The sequence below is a fragment of the Micromonospora sp. NPDC005252 genome, assembly GCF_042872475.1.
GTDB lineage: Bacteria > Actinomycetota > Actinomycetes > Mycobacteriales > Micromonosporaceae > Micromonospora.
On record NZ_JBIAKN010000006.1, the window covers coordinates 274,388 to 295,682 of the forward strand.

Here is a 21,295-nt window from a genome sequence, read left to right on the forward strand (position 1 = left end):
CGTCGTGCCGCGTGGTGGTGGTTGGCCGGTCGTCCTGCACGACGACCGGAGGAGTGGGCCGTGGTGGCTGGTGCTGACGGTGATTGAGCGTCGTCGATGGGGACCGTATTAACCAGGTCGTCGACTTGTCAACAATTTCCGGAAACGCCGTGGCAACATCGCTCTCGGCTCCCCCTGCGGGAGGGACGCGTGTCGAGCCAGGTCAGTAGTCAATCAGAGTTCGGTATCGTCATACGACTGCCGGCGCCGACGGACCTCACTTCGGCCGGAAGCCGCCGAAATTTCCGAAGACTTTCCGGACCTTGACCACCAGGTGCGGGAAGTGGGTCCGGGAGGGGGCACCGCCACTCCGGCGTGCCGGATGGGTTAAAACTTGATCCGTTCCAAAATAGTGAGCTAGTGTTCCTCGGGTGATGCCCGACTTCGAGGCGCAACTGCGAGCCGCCTCGCTGCGCGTGACCCGGCCCCGGCTGGCGGTGCTCGCGGCCCTGCGCGACCACCCCCACGTCGGCACCGACGCGGTGATCGCGCTGGTGCGGGCGGAGCATCCCACCGTGTCCCACCAGGCCGTGTACGACGTGCTGCGGGTGCTCACCGACGCCGGTCTGGTACGCCGGATCCAGCCTGCCGGCGCCACCGCCCGCTACGAGTCCCGGGTGGCGGACAATCACCACCATGTCGTGTGCCGCGCCTGCGGCGCCATCGCCGACGTCGAGTGCGCCGTCGGCCACGCCCCCTGTCTGACCGCCTCCAATGACCACGGGTTCGTGGTCGACGAGGCGGAGGTCGTCTACTGGGGCACCTGCCCCGGTTGCGCGGCCGCTCGCACCTCCCAGTGATCCGCCAGTTCGGAAGGAAGTACATGAGCGACACCCAGGACAACGGCCCCATCAGCGCGCAGGGCGTGGACGAGAAGGCCGCGGCCGGCTGCCCGGTCGCGCACGACTCGGTGACCGCGCACGGCAGCGAGAGCGAGAACCCGGCGATCGACTCGCCGACCCCGAAGACCGGTGGTCGTCCGCGCAGCAACCGGGACTGGTGGCCCAACCAGCTCGACCTCTCGGTGTTGCACGCCCACTCGTCGAAGGGCAACCCGCTGGGTGCGGACTTCAGCTACGCCAAGGAGTTCGCCAAGCTCGACGTCGAGGCCCTCAAGCGCGACATCGTCGAGGTCCTCACCACCTCGCAGGACTGGTGGCCGGCCGACTTCGGCCACTACGGCGGCCTGATGATCCGGATGAGCTGGCACGCCTCCGGCACGTACCGCATCGAGGACGGTCGAGGCGGCGCCGGCGACGGTGGGCAGCGGTTCGCGCCGCTCAACAGCTGGCCGGACAACGCCAACCTGGACAAGGCCCGCCGGCTGCTCTGGCCGGTCAAGCAGAAGTACGGCCAGAAGATCTCCTGGGCCGACCTGCTGGTGCTCGCCGGCAACGTGGCCCTGGAGTCGATGGGCTTCAAGACCTTCGGCTTCGGCTTCGGTCGCGAGGACGTGTGGGAGCCCGAGGAGATCTTCTGGGGCCCCGAGGACACCTGGCTCGGCGACGAGCGGTACGCCTCCGAGAAGGAGATGGCGGCCGGCGTCGGTTCGACGGAGATGGGTCTCATCTACGTCAACCCGGAGGGCCCTCGCGGCAACGCGGACCCGGCGGCGGCGGCGCACTTCATCCGCGAGACCTTCCGCCGGATGGCGATGAACGACGAGGAGACCGTCGCCCTCATCGCCGGCGGTCACACCTTCGGCAAGACCCACGGCGCCGGCGTCGCCGACGGCCACGTCGGCGCGGAGCCCGAGGGCGCCCCGCTGGAGGCGCAGGGCCTCGGCTGGCTGAGCACCCACGGCAGCGGCAAGGGCCGTGACACGATCACCAGCGGCCTCGAGGTGACGTGGACCGACCAGCCGACGCGGTGGAGCAACCGGTTCTTCGAGATCCTCTTCGGCTACGAGTGGGAGCTCACCACGAGCCCTGGTGGCGCGAAGCAGTGGGTCGCCAAGGATGCCGAGGCGATCGTCCCGGACGCCTTCGACCCGTCGAAGAAGCACCGGCCGACGATGCTCACGACCGACCTGTCGCTGCGCGTCGACCCGGCGTACGAGAAGATCTCGCGCCGCTTCCTGGAGAACCCCGACCAGTTCGCGCTGGCCTTCGCCAAGGCGTGGTACAAGCTGCTGCACCGCGACATGGGCCCGATCGAGCGCTTCCTCGGGCCGTGGGTGGCCGAGCCGCAGCTCTGGCAGGACCCGGTGCCGGCCGTTGACCACGAGCTGGTGGGCGACGCCGACATCGCCGCCCTCAAGGCCAAGGTTCTGGATTCTGGTCTCACCATCGACCAGCTGGTCTCCACCGCCTGGGCCTCTGCCGCGAGCTTCCGGTACACCGACAAGCGCGGTGGCGCCAACGGCGCGCGGATCCGCCTCGAGCCGCAGCGCAACTGGGAGGTCAACCAGCCCGAGCAGCTCGCGTCGGTACTGAGCACCCTGGAGGGCATCCAGCAGGAGTTCAACGCCGCCGGTGGGGCGAGGATCTCGCTCGCCGACCTGATCGTGCTGGCCGGCTCGGCAGCGGTCGAGAAGGCGGCGCGCGACGCGGGTGTCGAGGTGACCGTGCCGTTCCGGCCGGGCCGCACCGACGCCACCCAGGAGCAGACCGACGTCGAGTCCTTCCGGGTCATGGAGCCGCGCGCCGACGGGTTCCGCAACTACCTGCGCCCGGGTGAGAAGACCCAGCCGGAGGTGCTGCTCGTCGACCGTGCCTACATGCTGAACCTGACCGCGCCCGAGATGACCGTCCTCGTCGGCGGTCTGCGGTCGCTCGGCGCCAACACCGGCGGCAGCCAGCACGGCGTCCTCACCGACCGGCCCGGTGTGCTCACCAACGACTTCTTCGCCAACCTGCTCTCCCCGGGCACCCGGTGGAGCGCGTCGAAGTCCGACGAGCACGTGTACGAGATCCGGGACCTGGCCACCGACGAGGTGAAGTGGACCGCCACCGCGGTCGACCTCATCTTCGGCTCCAACTCCCAGCTGCGGGCCCTCGCCGAGGTCTACGCCAGCCAGGACGCGCGCGACAAGTTCGTGCAGGACTTCGTCGCGGCCTGGACGAAGGTCATGGAGCTCGACCGGTTCGATCTCGCCTGATCCTGCGCTCACCGACGAGCCCCGGCCGATCCGTCAGCGATCGACCGGGGCTCGCCCGCGTCCTGCCGCCGCCGAAGACGCAAGGCCCGTCAGCCCAGCCCGGACAGGTACTCTCTGCGTCGCTGCGGCTCGAACTTCTCGATCGCGTACCGCAGCATGACGCGCGGCATGACCCGGTGATGCCGGGCCAGGAACTCCTCCTCGGCCGCCCGGTCGCGGTTGCCCACCTCGCGCAGCATCCAGCCCACCGCCTTGCGGACCAGGTCGTGCGGGTCGTGCAGGAGCCGTTCACCCAGGCGGAACGTCCAGTCGAAGTCACCGATCCTGATGAAGGCGAAGGTCGCCATGATGGCGATGCGCTGGTCCCACACCAGGTCCGACGCGGCCAGGCGATCCAGGACGCTCCGGTCCTTGTCGATCAGCCACGGCCCGAGGATGTACGGGGCGGACGAGTCCACCAGGTCCCAGTTGTTGATGTGGTCGGTGTTGTCCAGCAGGAGGCGGACGACGCGGCCCCGTTCCTCCTCGTCGCCCCGGGCGAACTTGCGGACCAGGACGAACAGTGCCGTCAACCTCTCCTCGTGCACGTCGCTGGTCAGCAGCTCCGCCGTGCTGGTCAGGGAGAGATCGCGCCAGTACCGGGCGGCCACCCGCCGCTGTTCGGGTACGGAAACCCCGATCGCCCGGTCACCCTCGCCGTAGCCGCCCGGGCCCAGTTGGAGGAACCGGCTCGATCCGGCCGCCCGGACCGGGTCGGCGAGGCTCGCGAGTTCGCGTCGGACGTCGGCGGGCGTGGCCATGTCCGTGCAACCTACCGGCCGCGTCCGACGGTTCCGCCGTTCTCGGCGGATTCGGTCGGCGGCGCGCGGTTCGAGGGGCGGTGGGTGGCCGACGAGTTTGGGATGCTGTGCCCGTCTATCTGCCGACAGCACCTCACGTGAAGGAGCACCGCGATGGCGAAGGTCATCTCCACGCTGTTCATCTCGGCCGACGGCGTGGCCGAGATCGACCCCGACTGGCACTTCCCGTACTTCGACGACAACATGGGCCGCGCCGTCACCGAGGACTACGACACGTCCGACGTGCTGCTCATCGGCCGGGTGACCTACGACAGCTTCGCCGGAGCCTGGCCCGACCGGGAGGCGGCGGGTGGCGAGGACGCCGGGTTCGCCAAGCAGCTCGGGGACGTGCGCAAGGTGGTCGTCTCCCGCCAGCCGCTGGAATTCTCCTGGCGCAACTCGGAGGTCATCGACGGCGATCTCCCGGCGGCCGTCGCCGCGCTCAAGGCCGACGCCGGGATCAAGGGCATCCTCATTCCCGGGTCGATCTCCGTGGTGCAGCAACTCCTCGCCGCCGGGCTGGTCGACGAGCTGCGTCTGCTGGTGCACCCGGTGGCGGCGCGCAAGGGCCGCAGGCTGTTCGACGACGGCGACACGCCGTACCACCTGCGGGTGATGGCGACCGAGGTGTTCCCGACGGGCGTGCTCCGCGTGATCTACGCGCCGACCGACGCGCCCGGCGCGGTCGGCTACGACGACGTCAAGGACCAGGTGCCCGCGGGAAACTAGGCGACTCGGCCACCCATCTCGCCGGCCGCCCGACGCCTGGTCCGAGCCGGCCCCGTCGCTTGCCGCGACGGGGCCGGCTCGATCTCGTACGGGCTCGGACAGCTCGGCCCGGGTGGACGTCGGGGATCGCCCGCGGTCAGGCGATCGTGCAGGTCGCGCCGTTGAGAGTGAACGAACTCGGTCGGGCGGTGTTGCCGGTGTGGGTGGCCTGGAAGCCGATGGTGACCGATCCGCTCGGCGGGATGCTGGCGTTGTAGGCGACATTCCGGGCCGTCACCTGGCCGGACGCGGGGGAGTAGGTCGCGTTCCAGCCCGAGGTGACGCTCTGCCCGCCGGGCAGGGTGAAGACGAGCGACCAGCCGTTGACGGCGCTGGCGCCGGTGTTGGTGATGGTGAGGTTCTCGGTCAGGCCGGTGTTCCAGGCGTTGATGGCCACGCTCACGCGGCACGCGCCGGAACTCGGCGGCGGCGTGGTGGGGTTCGGCGGCGGCGTGGTCGGGTTGGGCGGCGGCGTGGTCGGGTTCGGCGGGGCGGTCAGGCCGAAGAAGGCGACGGCGGCAGCGGCCATGCCGCCGGCGGGCAGGCTGTGCCCGGCGCCCTGGATGCTGTACGCCTCGACCTGGACGGTCCCGCTCGCGTCGGCGTACCGACGCCGGTTCCAGTTGGTCTGCGGCGTGTCGGTGGAGGTGGGTGTCTGGCTGAGCCCGAACACGTTGGTCCACTGCTCGATGGTCTCCTGCAGCAGCGAGTACGGCACGAGGGTGTCGCTGGTGCCGTGCCACAACTGCACGCGCGGGCGGGGGCCGGAGTAGCCGGGGTAGGCCTGCCGGACCGCGTCACCCCACTGTTGCGGCGTGCGGTTCATGTTCCCGCCGGTGCACTGGCTGCTCCCGGGCGGATAGTCCGCCGCGTTGGCGAAGCAGTTGTAGGGGACCCCCATGAACGCCGCGCCGGCCTTGAACACGTCGGGGTACAACGCCAGCATGTGGTTGGTCATCATGCCGCCGGACGAGCTGCCGGTGGCGTACACCCGGTCGGGGTCGCCGCCGTACTGCTGCTGTGCGTAGCGGATCATCGAGATGATCGACACGGGGTCGCTGCCGCCGCCGCGGCGCTTGGCGGCATCCGACCAGGTGTCGAAGCAGTTGCCGAAGCCGGCCTGCTGGGTGGCCGTCGGGTAGATCACGATGAACCCGTACCGGTCGGCCTGGGCGGCGAATTCGCTGCCGGAGTAGAAGCCGGGGCCCGACCCTCCGCAGCCGTGCATGGCGACCACGATCGCGGGTCTGGTCGGGCGGGTGTCGGGCACGTAGACGTGCATGCGCATCCGGCCCGGATTGTCGCCGAAGCTGGTCACCTCGGTGAGCGACGCGGCGTACGCGGGCTGGAGCGCGGGTGCCACCAGGCCGGCCGCCGCCAGCGACGTGACCAGGGCGAGCAGCAGTTTCCTTCGGATTTTCACGGGGACGACTCCTTCGATCACCTGTGCGGGTTGCGTGTGGTCGCGGGGCGGTCACGGGTGCGCCCGACTGCCCGTGGTGATCGCGCCTCGCCCACTACGTGTGCTTGCCCGGTGCCCGGCTCCGTGCGGCGTCGCGTAGCAGATAGTGTTCCTCGCGGTCGCCGAAGTGTCAATCGACGTACCTCAATTGCATGCGTGGTCGTGCCCGCCGCGACGGGCCCGGCGGCACGGGCCCTCCGTCTACAGTCGGTGCACCGTCCCTGAGCCGAGCCGGGAGCGCCTGTGGCAAGCCCCTTCACCATCGAGGAGATCTATCCCGACGACGGGGACGACCCGCCGCGGCTGCCCCGGCGGCAGGCCGGCAGCTCGCCGCAGGATCTCGCGGTGACCCTGCTGGCCGACTACACCCTGCGGTACCGCGCGCGGATCCCGTCCGCCGCCCTCGTCGCGCTGCTCGCCGAGGCCGGGGTGAGCACGGCCGGAGCCCGCGCCGCGATCAGCCGCCTGGCCCGTCGGGGTGTGCTGGAGGGCAGCCGGGAGGGACGGCGCAGCTCCTACCGGATCAGCCGCGCCGCCGCCGCGAACCTGTCCAGCGGAGGCAGTTGGATCCTGGCCGCCACCACCGAGGTCACGGCGTGGGACGGATGCTGGACCCTCGTCGCCTTCTCCCTGCCGCAGGATCACAGCACCCAGCGGCGGGCCCTGCGTGGCCAGCTCCGCTGGCTCGGGTTCGCGCCGTTGTACGACGGGCTGTGGATCTCGCCGTACGAACTGGGCGCGCAGGGCAGGGCGAAGCTCGCCCGGTTCACCCTCGGCGCCGTCACGGTGTTTCGCGGGCGACAGGCGGCGCTCGACGCGATCGGCCAGCGCGCTCCCATCGACGCCTGGGACATCGAGGCGATCGGTCGGCACTACGAGGAGTTCCTGCGACGGTGGACGCCCCTGGTGCCGATGCTGCGATCCGGAGCCGTCGACGGCGCGGCGGCGGTGCGGGCGCGTACCGAGGTCATGGACACCTTCCGCCGGTTTCCCACCCTCGACCCCCGGTTGCCGCTGGACCTGCTGCCGGCGGGATGGCTCCGACGGCCGGCCCGGGAGCTGTTCGAAGCCGTCTACGACGGCCTCGCCGAACCCGCCGCGCGCCACGTCCGGTCGGTCGTCGCGCGGTTCGTCGACGGCACGCAGCCCGGCATCCAGGCGCACACCACCGCCGACCTCCTCGCCGGAGTACTCCGTGCGGACCCGGCTCCGGACCCGGGCGGTGCATCGGCGACGGTCGAGAGCTGCGCGACCTGAACGGCAACTGACGGGGTCTCCCCACCGGCGACGAGGTGTGTACCTTGTGGAGAACGCGCAGCGCTGGGGAGGCCGGATGACGTCACGCGGTGCAGACCTTTCGGCGGCCGACCGGATCGACACCTCCGTCGCGCACCCTGCCCGTCGGTACAACTACCTGTTGGGTGGCAAGGACAACTTCGCCGCCGACCGGGAGTCCGGCGACGCGCTCGCGGCCGCGATGCCCACCATCCGGCTCGCCGCCGTGGAGAACCGGATGTTCCTGCAACGCACGGTGCGCTTCCTGGCGCAGCACGGCGTCCGGCAGTTCCTGGACATCGGGACCGGCATCCCGACCGCCGACAACACCCACGAGGTCGCCCAGGCCATCGAACCGTCGGCACGGGTGGTCTACGTCGACAACGACCCGATCGTCCTGGCCCACGCCCGCGCGCTGTTGTCCAGCACGCCCGAGGGGCGGACGGCCTACCTCGACGCCGACCTGCGGGAACCGGACAAGATCCTCGCCCATCCCGACCTGCGCACGACACTGGACCTGACCGAACCCGTCGCGCTGATGTTGGTGGCCATCCTGCACTTCATCCGCGACGACGAGGACCCCAAGGGCATCCTCGATCGGCTCATCGCGGCGCTGCCGTCCGGCAGCTACGTGGTCGCCTCGCACGTGACCTGGGAATACCTGCCGCCCGCCGCCATCGCTCAGCTCGAAGCCAACAACCGCGACGGCCGGTTCCAGGCCCGGACGACCGAGCAGTTCGCGGCCCTTCTCGACGGGCTGGAGCTCGTCGAGCCCGGCGTCGTGTCCGTGGCGCGGTGGCACGCCGACGACGCGCCGCAGCCGCGTCCGTCCGTGCAGGACGTGTCGTTCAACGGCGCCGTCGCCCGGGTCCGGTGACGACGACCGCCACCGAAGCCGGTGCCGCGGTCGCTCAGCGGCTCTTCTTCGTCGGCCGTTTGCGGGGTGGCGTCAACAGGTCGGCGATCGCCGCGATCGCCGACGGCACGATGCGGTAATACGCCCAGACGCCGCGCTTCTCGCGCTCGATCAGACCGGCCTCGGTGAGAATCCGCAGGTGATGGCTCACGGTCGGCTGAGAGAGGTTGAGCGGCGCGGTGAGGTCGGTGACCGAGGCCTCGCCCTCCGGGGCGGCCTGGATCAGGCTGAGCAGTCGCAGGCGGGCTGGATCGGCGAACGCCTTCAGCACCCCCGCGAGCCGCTCGGCATCCGCGCGTTTGATCGGCTCACCGGCAAGCGGCGAGATGGCAGGCATGGCAGTATCGGCAGTTCCCACGACAGCCATCGTTCCACCAACCTGGGGAACAGAGCGGCGGAACCGGACAAATCCCCGAGCCGATGCTGTGCTCATCACAACACCATCGACGCGTGTCGTGGCCGGGTGGGCCAGCTGTCAGGGCAGGTTGATCGTGTACTCGGCGGTCTGGACCTTCCCGTCGACCTGGAAGTCGAAGAAGGCCCGGTACCGGCCGGAGCTGGGGACGGTCAGCCAGAACGCGACCGCGCCGTCGACGAGCTCCTGCTCCGGGTGGACGTGCACGTACCCGAGGTCACCCTCGCGAACGACGACCAGGTGCCCGTACGCGCCCAGGTACCGCTGCGGCTGGACCGGCCCGGCGGCGTCGGTGCGCGTGAGCTGGAATCGCACCGGCGCCGTCACCCCGGCGGTGGGCGTCCCGGTCATCGACACCGTGAACGGTCCGGCCGTCGCCTGCGCCTGGGCCGGTGGCAACGCGGCCGGGGCGTACGCGCCCGGCACGTGGTGGTCGACGCCCAGCACGAGGGGCACCTGTCGACCGTCGGGGGCGCTGACGGAGAAGTCGGCGAAGACGCGGTAGCCACCCGGCCGGGCCAGTGTCAGGGGGACGCTCCAGGTGCCGTCGGGCGCCATCGTCGGGTGCAGGTGCTGGTAGCCGCCCAGGTCGCGACCCACCACGATCAGGTGCAACGGCTTCTCGTGCACGACGGCGAAACGCGTCGCCGGCTGCCGGTCGGTCCCGACGATCCGGAACCGGTAGTCCGCGCGTACGCCGGGCGGCTGGGTCCGCTCCAGGGGCTGCAACGTGTAGCCGCCCGCGCTTACCGTCGTCCCGGTCGCCAGCGTCTCACCCGTGCTGACGTCCCCCGGATGCGAGTGCGGCCCGGTCCCGGGCGCGTGGTCGTGCCCGTTCCCGGCCGACAGGGCCTCCCCGGAGCCGGTCGGCACTCCGGCGGGGGCCGCGGGCCGACGCGCGTCACCGGCCGGCGACGCGTCGCCGGTGCCGATGCGGGCGAGCCCGAAGCCGGCCAGCAGAGCCACCACCAGCCCGCCGACGAGCAGCGCCAGGTGGGTGTTGGTCAGCCGTGACCCGCGTACCACGCCGCTGTCCTGCGCCTCGGGCTGCGGCCGGTCGGCTGGCGACGTGTCCTCCGGTGTGGCCAGGGCCCGCGCGGACGGCGCCGGCCGTCCCGCCGGCGCGGACTCAACGACGACCGGACTCCGCGCGCTGGCGAGCGCGCCGCTCCTGCGCGCCGCGGGTACGGCGGCGCTTCGCTGTCTGCCGCCGGCCGGGCGACCGCCGCCGGCGGTCGCCGCGTTCGTGCCGGCGGTTGCCGCGTTCTTGGCGGCGGTTGCCGCACTCCTGCTCGCGGTTGCCGCGCTCCTGCGGGCGACGGGCTTGCGTGCCGAGGGTGCGACGCGGCCACCCCGGCCGGTCGGAGCCTTCGACGGGCGGGCCCGGCCAGGCGGTCCACCCGCCGTCGACGAGCGACGACGCCACGCGACGAAGCCCGCCACCGCCGCCAGGACCGCGACCGCCCCGCCGACCCAGAGCAGCGCGCCCGGGCCGCTTCGCCCATCCGAGGGTACGGCGGGAGCCGCCTGCGCTGTGCTCGGCGATCCGGCGGGCGCCGCCGAGGCCACCGGCTGCTGCCCCGTGGACGCGTGCTGGTCGATGGCGGCCAGAAGCGCGGGGTCGGGCTGCTGGGTCGGCGGTTGCCAACCCTGCGGCGCCGTGGTCGCCCGGCCGGTGTAGCGGAACGTCATCGTGCCGCGCACCGCGTCACCGTCGGAGGCCACCGACAGGTAGCTCACCGAGTACTGGCCGGCCGCCGGTAGGTGCGCCACCGACACCATCGCCGGAAACCCCGTCGTGTACTCGCGTGGCTGGAACTGGTCGTCGACCAGGAAGTACTCCCGCACCGGCTTGGTCAGCGTCTTCGGCTCCCCGTACGTCCAGCCGTTGTCGACGCGGACGCCGTTCGGCGCGGTGACCGTGAAGTACGCGTTGGCGCCGACCTTTTCCGTGAAGTACAGCGCCACCGACGTCAACGGCCCCTGCACCGTGGCGCCGCTCTCGGGAGTGGACATCGCGAGCGTCCCGTGAGCTGCGGCGGGCTGAGCGGACGCGAGAAGGGTGACCGCCGTGGCGAGGGCGAGCGGGAGCAGGCTCGCGATCAGCCGGCCGAGACTCTGGGGGAGACGACGCATCTGAATATCCTCACCGGGGTGAGGCTTTTTTCACAAGGAGCTGATCTTTTTTCACGGAAGGCAAAAGTTGGCGCCGCTCCGCTCGCTCCGGCTGGCCGACGCCGCGAGAAGCCACGACCGTCGCCGAGCGGACGCGGCCCCGGACCACGCCCACGCGTGGCCCGGGACCGTCGCTTCAGCAGGTCGCGGGTGGAATGCTCTGCTCGTACTGGAAGACGTTGTGCGGGTCGTACTTCGCCTTGACCTTGCGCAGTCGGTAGAAGTTGGACCCCCAGTAGGCCGACTCCCACTCCGCCATCCCGATGTTCGGCACGTTGACGTAGGCGCCGTCGACGTACGGCCGCAGGGCCTGGCTGAACTCGGCGATCCAGGTCTGGGCGATCGGGGTGAGCGCATCGCCGCTGTCCGGCTCCCCGCGGGTGCCCCAGCCGGCGCCCGGCTCGGAGTAGAAGAGCGCGTCGCGGTGCGGGAACGCGGAGCCGCCACGGGGTTCGTGCGCCTGGGCCCCGCGACCGAACGCCTGGAGGAAGAAGTTGCTGTCGTCCGTCGGCGCCTCCTCCATGAAGGCGCGGACCACGCTGATCGCCTTCTTCGGGAACGGCCTGTTGGAGAACTGCGAGAAGAACTTCCAGTTGGCGGGCTCGTCCTCGGTCGGGATCTGGAAGCCCGTGTAGATCTCGCCCCAGCCCCCGGTCTGTACGGTGACCTCGGGATTGCCGATCGAGAGGATCGGCTCCAGCAGCTCCCGCGCCTCCGCCTCCGGACCGTCAGCGAGCACCGCGAACAGCAGGATCTCGGACTTGTGGATCTCGACCTGGGTCCCCAGGCGGTAGTCGGTGAACGGAGCGACGCGCTGCCAGGTCTCGAAGATCTCCTCCAGGTCGCCGAGGCCGTCCCAGGTCGCCTGGAGGTAGGCGACGCTGCGCAGCGGCGTCACCCGGTAGGTGAGCGAGGTGACGATCCCGAAGTTGCCGTTGCCCGCGCCGCGCAGGGCCCAGAGCAGGTCCTCGTGGTTGTGCAGGTCCACCTCGATCGCCTTGGCGCCGTTGGTGCCCCACGCGACGACGATCTCCGCCCCGATCAGGCTGTCGCAGGCCATCCCGAGGTAGCGGGTGAGGAACCCGAGACCGCCGCCGAGGGTCGCGCCGGACAGGCCCACGCTTCCCTCCGTGCCGGTCGTCACCGCGAGGTCGTGCTCGCCGAGCGCGGTGACCGCCTCCAGCTGGTTGAGCCCGGCGCCCACCCGTGCGATGCGGCTCGCGTAGTCGATGTGGGTCGACTTGAGCTCGCTCACGTCGATCACGATGCCGTTGTCGACGTTCGACCAGCCCTCAAGGCTGTGCCGGCCGCTGCGTACCCGCAGCGCGACGTCGTTCTGCCGCGCCCAGGTCAGGGCGTTGACCACGTCCTGGGTGTTCTGCGCGAAGACGATGACCAGCGGGTAGCGGACGAACAGCTCGTCCCAGCCGAGGCTCGCGTTCGCGTACCCCGGATCCTGAGGGCGGACGATGCGGCCGGTCAGCTCCGCCGGCGGATACTCCGCGGTGGAAGACGGGCCCGGGCCGCCGTCGGCCGCGAATCCCGGGGCGCCGGCGGCCACGATGCCGGGGAAAACCGCGGCCCCCGCGCCGACGGCCGCCGTCGCCTTGAGTACTTCGCGACGAGATAGGTCGCGCATGGTCCGATCCTCTCGATGTGGGTTACGCCAGCGATCGACCAGAGCGACTCTGGTTCAGTGGCACGCAACTCACGGTATTACGGGAGAGTTATTCGGAGATGAGCCTTTTTGTCCGAAAACCCAGTCGAGTGATCGGGGTGGGCCGGCTCGGGGCGGGCCCGCACGGCTGGGCCGTCACGCCACGGCGTGCAAGTCGTGCGGGGACGAGTGCACTGGCGGCCAGCGGAAATCCTCATTACGGTGTGACTGGGTCAAGTCACGCGCCCATCCTGTCCAGGATCTCCAACGGGAGGCGTGTGCCCATGATCGACCGGGTAGAGATGGCGATCCAGCCTCCGCGGGCGACATCGACCCGATTCGCTCGTCGCTACCGGAGTGGGTTCTGGGGCCCGGCTGTCCCGGAACGGCCCTTCTCCGTGGCCCGTTACACCGAGCCCATCAACTCGTCTGCCCCGTTCTCCGCCGACCGGTTGATCGTCGCCCCGGCGGCCTATGTCGACATGGACACCGCCCCGCTGCTGGGGGCGGCGCTGACCAACGCCCTGGACCGCCACCCCGACGTCTGTTGCGATCTCGCGGCTGTCGACTTCTTCAGCGCCGCAGGGGTCCACGTCCTGCTCCTGGCCGCCGACCGGGCGAAGCGGGGCGGCTCCCGCTTCTCGATCAGGGGTGCCGGCGGTATCACCCAGCGTGTACTGCGCATCACCCAGGTGGAGCACCTGTTCGAGCGAATCGCCTCCTGCCGCGAGGCAGTGAAGACGGGCTCTGGTCCTGCGTGGCATCCGGCTGACGCCACGCAGGACCGTCGCGGTGTCAGCCGGCCGTACAGGAGCGGATCTGCGGTCGGGCGCTGCTGTTGCCGTTGAACATCGTGGTGAAGCCGAACGTGTTGCCGCCCCCGTTGGGACGTACGGTCATGACGTTGCCGCTGCTGTCCCAGGTGGCGCTGCCGTTCCAGATGGTGGAGACCTTCTGCGGCGAGGTGAGGGCGACCACCACGGTCCAGGTGTTGGTGCCGCTGACGGTGACCGAGGTGTTGTACCGGTCACCCCAGACGTTCGTCGTCGTCGCCGTCGCGGTGCAGCTGCCGCCGGACGGCGGCGGGGTCGTGCTGCTGGGCGGGGGAGTCGTGCTGCCCGGTGGCGGGGTCGCGCCGTCGGGTGCGACCGCGCGACCGGTGGACGGCGAGATCATGCCGGGGCAGAGGTTGCGGCTGGTCAGGTTGGCCACGATCTGGCCGATGGCGTCCCGGGTGTTCTGGCTCCCGTCGTGCATGAGGATGACCTGGCCGGCCTGGAGGCGGCTGGCGTTCGACACGATCTGGCTGACGCTCGCGCCGTTCCAGTCCTGTGAGTCGACATCCCAGATCACCTGCCGCATCCCGAGCGACGAGGCGACCGACTGGAGGGTCGAGTTGGTTTCCCCGTACGGCGGCCGGAACAGCTGGGGCCGGATGCCGGTCGCGGACTGGATCGCCGAACTCGTCTGGGACAGGTCGGACTGCATCTGGGACTGACTCATCGACGTCATGTGGGCGTGGCTCCAGCTGTGGTTGCCGACCCACATGCCGGCGGCCACCTGTGCCTGCGCCGCCGACCTGTTGTTCTGCACGTTCTGCCCGATGTTGAACATGGTGGCCCGTACGCCGTTGGCGCGCAGCACGTTCAGCAGTGCGCTGGTGCTGCCGGTCGGACCGTCGTCGAAGGTGAGGCCGACGTAGCCGTTGCAGGTGGCGGCGCTCGACGGGGTGGCGGTGGCCACGACGACGATGCCGCACGTCGCGACGGCGGTGGCGAGGATGGACAGCGCCGCACGTAGTCGCCTCGACCGTACGAGCGTGCCAGCGGAGACAGTGCTCATCTGTGCCCCTTCTACCGGTCCGAACGTGCCCCGGTGTGCGGGCGGCATGGTCCGGTCCGGACGTGTGGGTGGTGGGTGGGGAGATCGACCGAAACCCGCCGGAAGCGGGATCGCATCGACCAGAATGGATCGAAGTATTACAGCGAGAATTCCGACGCGTCAACAATTTCCGGAACCCGCGCCGATAGCCACCCGGAGCTGTCCTCGCGTCACCGGACCGATCCGGAGCAGCCGGGATGTCGCCGCAATGGCGATCCGGTGGCTGCGGCGGTGGGGCTGATCGCCTCGGTATTCAGGGCGGCCGGACGGTCGTGATCCGGAAACCTCCCGGAATTCCCGACGGAGATCCGACCAATCAACGAACGGCTTCGCCGAAGCATCCGTTGTGGAGAGATTGATCAGGGCCGTGGCCAGGCTCGACAGTTCGTCAAGTGCGCGGGGGTCGCCAGGCGGCTCCGCAATCTTTCCGGTAAACGTTGACAGTGCGCCGACGTGCTACCAATACTTCCGCCATCGACAGACCTTGACGGGTGTCGATTCGGGTCGCTCGCGGCGACCTGGTCTGCCGGGCGGCGACGGCAGGCGGCCGCACCTTGGCCAACGGTCTCACGCAGGGCGAGCTGACCGCCGGCCGGATCGCCCCGCACGGCGGGCTGGGCGGTCCGGCCGCCGGATCGGATCAGCGTGGGCGCCCGCGGTGGTGCCGCGCGTACCGCCCCGACTTCGGCGGCGACCTCGTTGATCGGGTTTGTCCTCGATCGAACGAGATCGTTGACATGTGTCGCGAATCCATCTTTGATGGTCGATGTTGCTTCCTCGTCGGTCCGGTCGGGCGCTGGGTCGTCCGGCGTGGGGTCGGGCCGTTCGATGCCCCGACCTTGGAGGACGGATGCGAACCTTCGCCCGAGTCAGACCACGACGGCTGGTGCCGGCGTTTGCCGCGGCGATGCTGCTGGCCGTGGCGGTCGGCGTGCCGGCGTCGGCCGCGGGCCCGTCGACCGTCGTCGGTGTGGCGTCCGGTCGGTGTCTGGACGTGGTGGGCAACTCACGCACACCCGGCGCCGGCATCAACATCTACGACTGCGTCGGCCAGGCCAACCAGGCGTGGACGTTCACCGCCGCCGGCGAGTTGCGGGTGTACGACGCGACGATGTGCCTGGACGTGGTCGGCCAGGACACGAGCGCGCCCGCCGCGCTGCAGATCTACGGCTGCACCGGCGGCGCCAACCAGCGCTGGCGGATCAACGCCGACGGAAGCATCGTCGGTGTCCAATCTGGACTCTGCCTGGACGTGACCGGCGGGGGCACCGCCAACGGCACGACTGTCGGCCTCTGGACGTGCAACGGGCAGGCCAACCAGCGCTGGACGTCGTCGCTCGGCAGCACCGACAGTCAGCCACCCACACCGCCCGGCAACCCCCGGGTGAGCGGGCTGACCTGCAACTCGGTGACCTTCGCGTGGAACGCCTCGACGGACAACGTCGCTGTGGCGTTCTACGACATCTATCACGATGGCCAGCTCATGACCTCGGTGAACGGCGGCACCCTGTCGGCCAGCCTCACCGTCGTCCCCGGAGCGAGTTGGGGCCTGTACGTCAACGCGCGTGACGCCGCCGGAAACGTGTCGCAGGCCAGCGCCACCGTGACGATCACGCCGCCGCCCTGCCAGGCCGACACCGTGCCGCCGAGCACGCCGACGCAGCTCACCGGCACCGCGTCGGGGACCACGGTGACCCTGCGCTGGGCCGCGTCGAGCGACAACGTCGGGGTCCGGGCGTACGACGTCTACCGCGGTGGCGTGAAGATTGGAACTGTCACGGGCGCCCCGCCGGCCACCACCTTCACCGACAGCGGCCTGGCGGCGAACACCACGTACCAGTACCAGGTCCTCGCCCGCGACGGGCAGGACAACGCCTCGGCGCGCAGCGCCTCTGTCTCGGTGAGCACCGGCGGCACCTGCGCCAACCCGGTGTGCACGGTGCGGCAGGTCACCACCGACACCGACATCCCGTGGGGGCTGGTGACGCTGCCGGACGGCACCGTCCTCTACACCCGCCGCGACGCGCACGACATCATCCATCTCAACCCCACCACGGGGGCGAAGACCACAGTGGGCACCGTGCCGAACGTGCAGAGCACCGACGGTGAGGGTGGCCTGCTGGGTCTCGCGATCTCGTCGACCTTCGCCAGCGACCGGTGGCTCTACATCATGCACACCTCGCCCAGCGACAACCGGATCGTCCGGATCAAGATGGAGAACGACCGGCTCACCACCGCCAGCGAGCAGGTCCTGCTCAGCGGGATTCGGCGCAACAAGTTCCACGACGGCGGTCGCCTGCGGTTCGGCCCGGACGGCAAGCTGTACGCCAGCACCGGCGACGCGCAGAACGGCGCCTACGCCCAGGACCGCTCCACCCTTGAGGGCAAGATCCTGCGCCTCAACCCGGACGGCAGCGTCCCGGCGGACAACCCGTTCGGCAACTACGTGTGGAGCTACGGGCACCGCAATCCGCAGGGGCTCGCGTTCGACTCGCAGGGCCGCCTGTGGGAGCAGGAGTTCGGCAACTCGATCATGGATGAGACCAACCTGATCACGCGAGGCGGCAACTACGGCTGGCCGGACTGCGAGGGCACCAGCGGCACCTGCGGCACCGCCGGCTACATCGCGCCGGCCCGCACCTACCCGACCGCCGAGGGCTCCTGCTCCGGCATCGCGATCGTGCGCGACGCGCTCTACGTCGCCTGCGCCCGCGGTACGCGGATGTACCGCGCCGTGATCAGCGGCAGCAGCCTGACGAACGTGCAGACGTACTTCAGTGGCACCTACGGCCGGCTGCGGACGGTGGAGCCGGCGCCCGACGGGGGACTGTGGCTCACCACCACCAACACCGGTGACAAGGACAGCACCCCGAACAACAGCAACGAACGCGTCCTGCACGTCACCCTGGGCAACTAGCGCCCACGTTCGCCGACGGCCACCGCGACGATCCGGTGGCCGTCGGTGAACTCCCGGCGCGGCCGCGCTGCCCGTCAGGTCCGTCGTGTCGCGGCCACGGCCGTCGAGGGTTCGGCGAGCGTTCACACCCCGCTTGTGGCGAGGTCATCGCGCCGGATCGCCTCCCACCTAGCCTCACCAGGGCATCTGCACCTGAAAGAGCTGAGGTTTGCACCATGTCCCTGCGTCACGTTCTGGCGGGCCTTGCCGTTCTGCCCGCGCTCGCCGCTCCGGTGGCCGCGCACGCGTCAACCGTCGACAGCGCCAGCGCGCCGCACCCCCGGAAGACCCATTTCGACCTCCAAGCCCACCGCGGCGGCATCGGCATGACCACCGAGGAGTCGCTGGAAGGCTTCGGCAAGGCGATGCGTCTCGGTGTCACCACACTGGAGCTGGACACCCAGATCACCAAGGACCAGAAGGTGGTCGTCAACCACGACCGCCAGATCAGCGCTCAGAAGTGCGCCGACACCGCACCGGTCACGGCCGGTGACCCGATGTACCCGTACGTCGGCAAGTACATCAAGGACCGGGCGCGCCCGAGCAGACCGCGCCTCGCGAGCTGTTCGTCCGGCGGGTCTTCGAGGAGATCCACTCCTCCGGCATCGAGAAGCAGGTCACCATCCAGTCGTTCGACTGGGGTGCGCTGAGCCAGATGCACCGGCTCGCGCCGAAGTGGCCGCTGGTGGCCCTCACGAACTATGACTTTCTCCAGGTTGGCCAGCCGGGCGCGTCCCCCTGGCTGGGCGGGATCGACGCTGACGACTACGACGGTGACTTCGTGAAGGCCGCCGCCGCCATTTCCGGCGTCACCGCCCTGTCGCCCAACTACGGATTCCCCCAGAACGGGACCATCAGCGACCCGAACTTCCGCTTCTACCCGGACGCGACCATGGTGGCCGAGGCGCACGCCCGGGGCCTGAAGATCATTCCGTGGACCTGCGACGACCCGGCCACCGTGTCCGCGCTGATGGACATGGGCGTCGACGGGATCATCACCAACTACCCCAACCGGGTCCGGGCGATCATGGCCGAGCGTGGCATGCGGTTGCCGAAGAGCTACCAGCCCCGCCACTGACCCGCACGCCCGATCCGGGGCCGGTCCCGTGAGCCGCCTGGCGCGCTCGCGGGGCCGGTCCCGTGCGGCGGGCCTGCCCCGGCGCGGCCGGCGACGGTCGGCCGGCCCGGTCAGGCCGGATGCTCAATGAGCCTCCTCGGATTCCCCGTCCGCTGCGCGGGGACGCCGGTCTGGCGGTGGGCGCCGCCCAACTCCGTCGTCCACGGCCGGGTCTGCGCGGCCGGCGCCCGCCACCGGGCCAGTGCCCCGGCCGGCGGCTCGGCGTGCTGCCCGGCGGCCCCCGCGTCCGGGTCGGTCGCCTCGCCGCCGGCCGGCGCGATGCCCAACTCCCGCATCCGCTCGACGTACGTGCGATAACGCCGCTGCGCCTCGCCGTGCCGCCCGGCCGCGCGCAGCACCTGCACCAACTCCAGGTGGGCGTCCTCGTCGTACGGGTCCCGGTGCACCAGCCGCATCAGGTAGACCAGCTTCTGGTCCGTGTCCGAGGCGTGCTGGGCCAGAGCCCGCAGCACGCTGGTGTGCGCGACCTGCGCCTCCTCCCGCAGCGGCTGCGCCCAGTCCTCGTACGGGTCGTCGGCGAGGAAGTCCCCGCCGTACAGCTCGTCGGCACGGACCAGCGCACGGGCCGTGTCCGGGTGTCCGCCCCGCAGGGCGACCTGCGCCTCCTCGGCGGCGGTCAGGAACGTCTCGACGTCCACGTCGATCACGTCCAGGTCGATCGCCACCGAACCCCGGTCGGCCAGCACCGCGCCCCGGCCGCTGGTGCGGCGTCCGGTGCCGAGCACCCGGCGCAACGTGGACAGCAGCACCGACAGCCGGTTCGCGGTCCGCGACGGCGACTCGTCCGGCCAGAGCAGCTCCATCAGCCTGGCCCGGGGCACGGCGCGTCCCCGGTGCGCGACGAGGATCTTCAGCAGGTCCCGTGCCTTCTTGGACTGCCACTCGCCGTACGGGACGACGGCGCCGGCCCGGAACACCCGGAAGTCGCCAAGCGTGTGGATGACCACCGCCGGTACGCGCAGCGTGATCGCGGTGAGCCCGTCGGCGACGCCCGGGTCCAGGCGTACCCCGCAGCGGCGCAGCTTCTGCTCGGCGCCCTCGGCGCCGCGGCGGGCCTGCCGTCCCTGTAGCCGGGCGGCGATCAGCTGGACGGTGGCCTCCTCGGCCGGGTCGCCCAGTTCCCGGCAGAGCGCGGCGGCGTCGTCGAGCAGCCCGGCGGACGCGCGCGGGTCGTCCGCCGCGAGCACGGTGAGCTGGAGCGCCTCGACGAGGGTGGCGCGTCGCCGCCCGACGGTCGCGCCGGTGCGGGCCTCGGCGGCGTCGAAGTGGGCGGCGACGGTGTCACCGCGCAGCAACGCCACCCAGCCGCGGGCCAGCAGGGCGTACGGCCGTTCGGGCTCCCGGGCCATGGTGACCGCCCGTTCGGCGAGATCCTGCGCGGCGCACAGGTCGTCGGCCGCGCGGATCCGCGCCAGCTCGGCCAGGACCCAGGCGGTCGAGACGATGCGCGGCTGACCGCTGCCCACCGCGGCCAGAGCGCTCTCCAACGCCTGCCGGGCCTGCCGCGGCTCCCGCCGGCGGCGGTGCACCATCCCGAGGGCGGCCAGCGAGATCGCCTCGTCGGCGGCGACTCCCGCCAGCTCCCGCAGGCGAAGCCCTGCGGCGCCGTCGGCGAGCGCCTCCTCCAACCGGCCGAGCTGACACTTCGCCACTGCGGTGAGGGTCAGCGCGTACGGCTCGAAACCGGTGTCGCCCGCCACCTCGGTCAGTCGGACGGCCGCCTCGGCGTGCCGCAGCGCGTCGGCGGCGTCGCCGGCCCACAGCAGGTGGCCGGCCAGGTCCAGGTGGACCATCAACCGGAACAGGCCGGCGTCCGCGCGGCGCAGCCCGTCGGTCGCCTCCACACGCCCGCGGGTCGCCGCCGCGTCGCCGGTGGCGGCGGCGAGCAGCACGACCACCCGGGCGTACGCCTGGTGGGCGGTCGGGACGCCGCACGCGTGGGCGGCACGCGCCGCCTCCTCGACGTCGGTGCTGGCGCGCTCGATGTCGTCGTCGAGCAGGTGGTGCACCGCCGCGTGGCAGTACAGCTGCACGGCGTGTGGGCCGGTCGCGCCGATCGGCGCGGTCGCCAGGCGGGCCGTCGCCAGGTGTGGTTCCCCGGCGAGGTGGTGCCGCAGCGCCGCGCGCCAGATCTCCGCGACCGGTGCGTCGGCCGGGTCGGGTGTCGCGGCCAGCAGGTCGGGCTGGGTGGCGAGCCACAGGTGCGCGGCCGCGCGGTCACCGGCGGAGGCGAGGCGGCGCAGCGCCCGACCCGGGTCACCACCCGTAGGGTGTCGTTCTGCGGTCGATGCCTCGTCCCCACCTTCGCTGCGAGCCGGCGTCGACGGGCGCCAGGCATGGTTGACATTGTCTCCGGACATTCACCGCTCCTGTGTTCTCTCGTGGAGGCTCAGGCGAGCGAAGAGACAACCGGGCACTACGAGTCGTCGCCCCCGGCGTGGCTTCCCCCCGGGCCCGATCATTGTCTTCATCGAGCGGCATCGCCATAACCAAAAGAGTCGGTGTACTTACTGACTGCAATGCGCTATCGGCATAAACGCGCACTCAGGTTTCCCTCAGACCGCCGCAACGGCACCCGAACGGCCCCTACAAGCAACTGGCACGGGCGCGGTCCAGACTTCCCGGCATTGCGTGTCGCCCGCCGATCGGAGCTGAGATCCGATGACCGAACAGA

General features: G+C 70.9%; 16 protein-coding genes. 9 read left to right on the forward strand and 7 right to left on the reverse strand.

The annotated features are described in order from the left end of the window. Positions 1-410 precede the first annotated feature (410 nt). Positions 411-839 carry a Fur family transcriptional regulator gene (locus ACFYPH_RS19765; RefSeq protein ID WP_387183546.1) on the forward strand — a complete coding sequence of 143 codons (429 nt, stop codon included), beginning with the start codon at positions 411-413 and terminating at the stop codon, positions 837-839. A gap of 23 nt (positions 840-862) precedes the next feature. Continuing rightward, a complete protein-coding gene (gene katG, locus ACFYPH_RS19770; protein WP_387183549.1) occupies positions 863-3,139 on the forward strand; it encodes a catalase/peroxidase HPI in 2,277 nt (758 codons plus the stop codon). Positions 3,140-3,228: 89 nt separating this feature from the next. On the opposite strand, the gene ACFYPH_RS19775 is transcribed toward katG, so the two are convergent. Further along, positions 3,229-3,939: a DNA alkylation repair protein gene (locus ACFYPH_RS19775; RefSeq protein ID WP_387183552.1), complete on the reverse strand. Its 711-nt coding sequence runs from the start codon at positions 3,937-3,939 to the stop codon at positions 3,229-3,231. A gap of 153 nt (positions 3,940-4,092) precedes the next feature. On the opposite strand from ACFYPH_RS19775, the gene ACFYPH_RS19780 reads away from it, so the two are divergent. Then, the gene (locus tag ACFYPH_RS19780) at positions 4,093-4,707 is read left to right on the forward strand and encodes a dihydrofolate reductase family protein (RefSeq protein WP_354855461.1); all 615 of its coding nucleotides are present in this window, start codon (positions 4,093-4,095) and stop codon (positions 4,705-4,707) included. 136 nt (positions 4,708-4,843) lie between these two features. Here ACFYPH_RS19780 and ACFYPH_RS19785 read toward each other — a convergent pair whose 3' ends face one another. After that, positions 4,844-6,169 (reverse strand): PHB depolymerase family esterase, encoded by a 1,326-nt coding sequence (locus ACFYPH_RS19785; protein ID WP_355066420.1) that lies wholly within the window; start codon positions 6,167-6,169, stop codon positions 4,844-4,846. 282 nt (positions 6,170-6,451) lie between these two features. Between ACFYPH_RS19785 and ACFYPH_RS19790 the strand changes: the two genes are divergently transcribed. Together ACFYPH_RS19790 and ACFYPH_RS19795 are read left to right on the forward strand one after the other, a co-directional pair. Beyond that, positions 6,452-7,465: a PaaX family transcriptional regulator C-terminal domain-containing protein gene (locus tag ACFYPH_RS19790; protein WP_387183555.1), complete on the forward strand. Its 1,014-nt coding sequence runs from the start codon at positions 6,452-6,454 to the stop codon at positions 7,463-7,465. Between the two features lie 76 nt (positions 7,466-7,541). After that, the gene (locus tag ACFYPH_RS19795) at positions 7,542-8,360 is read left to right on the forward strand and encodes an SAM-dependent methyltransferase (RefSeq protein ID WP_355066418.1); all 819 of its coding nucleotides are present in this window, start codon (positions 7,542-7,544) and stop codon (positions 8,358-8,360) included. A 34-nt stretch (positions 8,361-8,394) separates the two neighbouring features. Here ACFYPH_RS19795 and ACFYPH_RS19800 read toward each other — a convergent pair whose 3' ends face one another. The 3 genes from ACFYPH_RS19800 to ACFYPH_RS19810 form a co-directional block, all read right to left on the reverse strand. Next, on the reverse strand, positions 8,395-8,766 hold the full coding sequence (locus tag ACFYPH_RS19800) for an ArsR/SmtB family transcription factor (protein WP_387183558.1): 372 nt from the start codon (positions 8,764-8,766) through the stop codon (positions 8,395-8,397). A gap of 108 nt (positions 8,767-8,874) precedes the next feature. Continuing rightward, positions 8,875-10,950 (reverse strand): copper resistance protein CopC, encoded by a 2,076-nt coding sequence (locus ACFYPH_RS19805; protein WP_387183561.1) that lies wholly within the window; start codon positions 10,948-10,950, stop codon positions 8,875-8,877. A gap of 175 nt (positions 10,951-11,125) precedes the next feature. Further along, the gene (locus ACFYPH_RS19810; protein ID WP_387183564.1) at positions 11,126-12,628 is read right to left on the reverse strand and encodes an FAD-binding oxidoreductase; all 1,503 of its coding nucleotides are present in this window, start codon (positions 12,626-12,628) and stop codon (positions 11,126-11,128) included. A 302-nt stretch (positions 12,629-12,930) separates the two neighbouring features. On the opposite strand from ACFYPH_RS19810, the gene ACFYPH_RS19815 reads away from it, so the two are divergent. Next, positions 12,931-13,494: an STAS domain-containing protein gene (locus ACFYPH_RS19815; RefSeq protein ID WP_354855748.1), complete on the forward strand. Its 564-nt coding sequence runs from the start codon at positions 12,931-12,933 to the stop codon at positions 13,492-13,494. On the opposite strand, the gene ACFYPH_RS19820 is transcribed toward ACFYPH_RS19815, so the two are convergent. Further along, positions 13,442-14,488 (reverse strand): polysaccharide deacetylase family protein, encoded by a 1,047-nt coding sequence (locus tag ACFYPH_RS19820; protein ID WP_387183568.1) that lies wholly within the window; start codon positions 14,486-14,488, stop codon positions 13,442-13,444. The genes ACFYPH_RS19815 and ACFYPH_RS19820 overlap by 53 nt on opposite strands. A gap of 925 nt (positions 14,489-15,413) precedes the next feature. Here ACFYPH_RS19820 and ACFYPH_RS19825 point away from each other — a divergent pair. The 3 genes from ACFYPH_RS19825 (at position 15,414) to ACFYPH_RS19835 (ending at position 18,561) form a co-directional block, all read left to right on the forward strand. After that, entirely contained in the window at positions 15,414-17,444 is a 2,031-nt protein-coding gene (locus tag ACFYPH_RS19825) for a PQQ-dependent sugar dehydrogenase (protein ID WP_387183571.1), read from the forward strand. 215 nt (positions 17,445-17,659) lie between these two features. Further along, positions 17,660-18,133, forward strand: coding sequence for a glycerophosphodiester phosphodiesterase family protein (locus ACFYPH_RS19830; RefSeq protein ID WP_387183574.1), 474 nt, complete (start codon positions 17,660-17,662; stop codon positions 18,131-18,133). Beyond that, complete coding sequence (locus tag ACFYPH_RS19835) at positions 18,106-18,561, forward strand: glycerophosphodiester phosphodiesterase (RefSeq protein WP_387183789.1); 456 nt, start codon at positions 18,106-18,108, stop codon at positions 18,559-18,561. Before ACFYPH_RS19830 ends, ACFYPH_RS19835 begins: the two co-directional genes overlap by 28 nt. A gap of 110 nt (positions 18,562-18,671) precedes the next feature. On the opposite strand, the gene ACFYPH_RS19840 is transcribed toward ACFYPH_RS19835, so the two are convergent. After that, positions 18,672-20,981 carry a BTAD domain-containing putative transcriptional regulator gene (locus tag ACFYPH_RS19840; RefSeq protein ID WP_387183576.1) on the reverse strand — a complete coding sequence of 770 codons (2,310 nt, stop codon included), beginning with the start codon at positions 20,979-20,981 and terminating at the stop codon, positions 18,672-18,674. Positions 20,982-21,295: the final 314 nt, after the last annotated feature.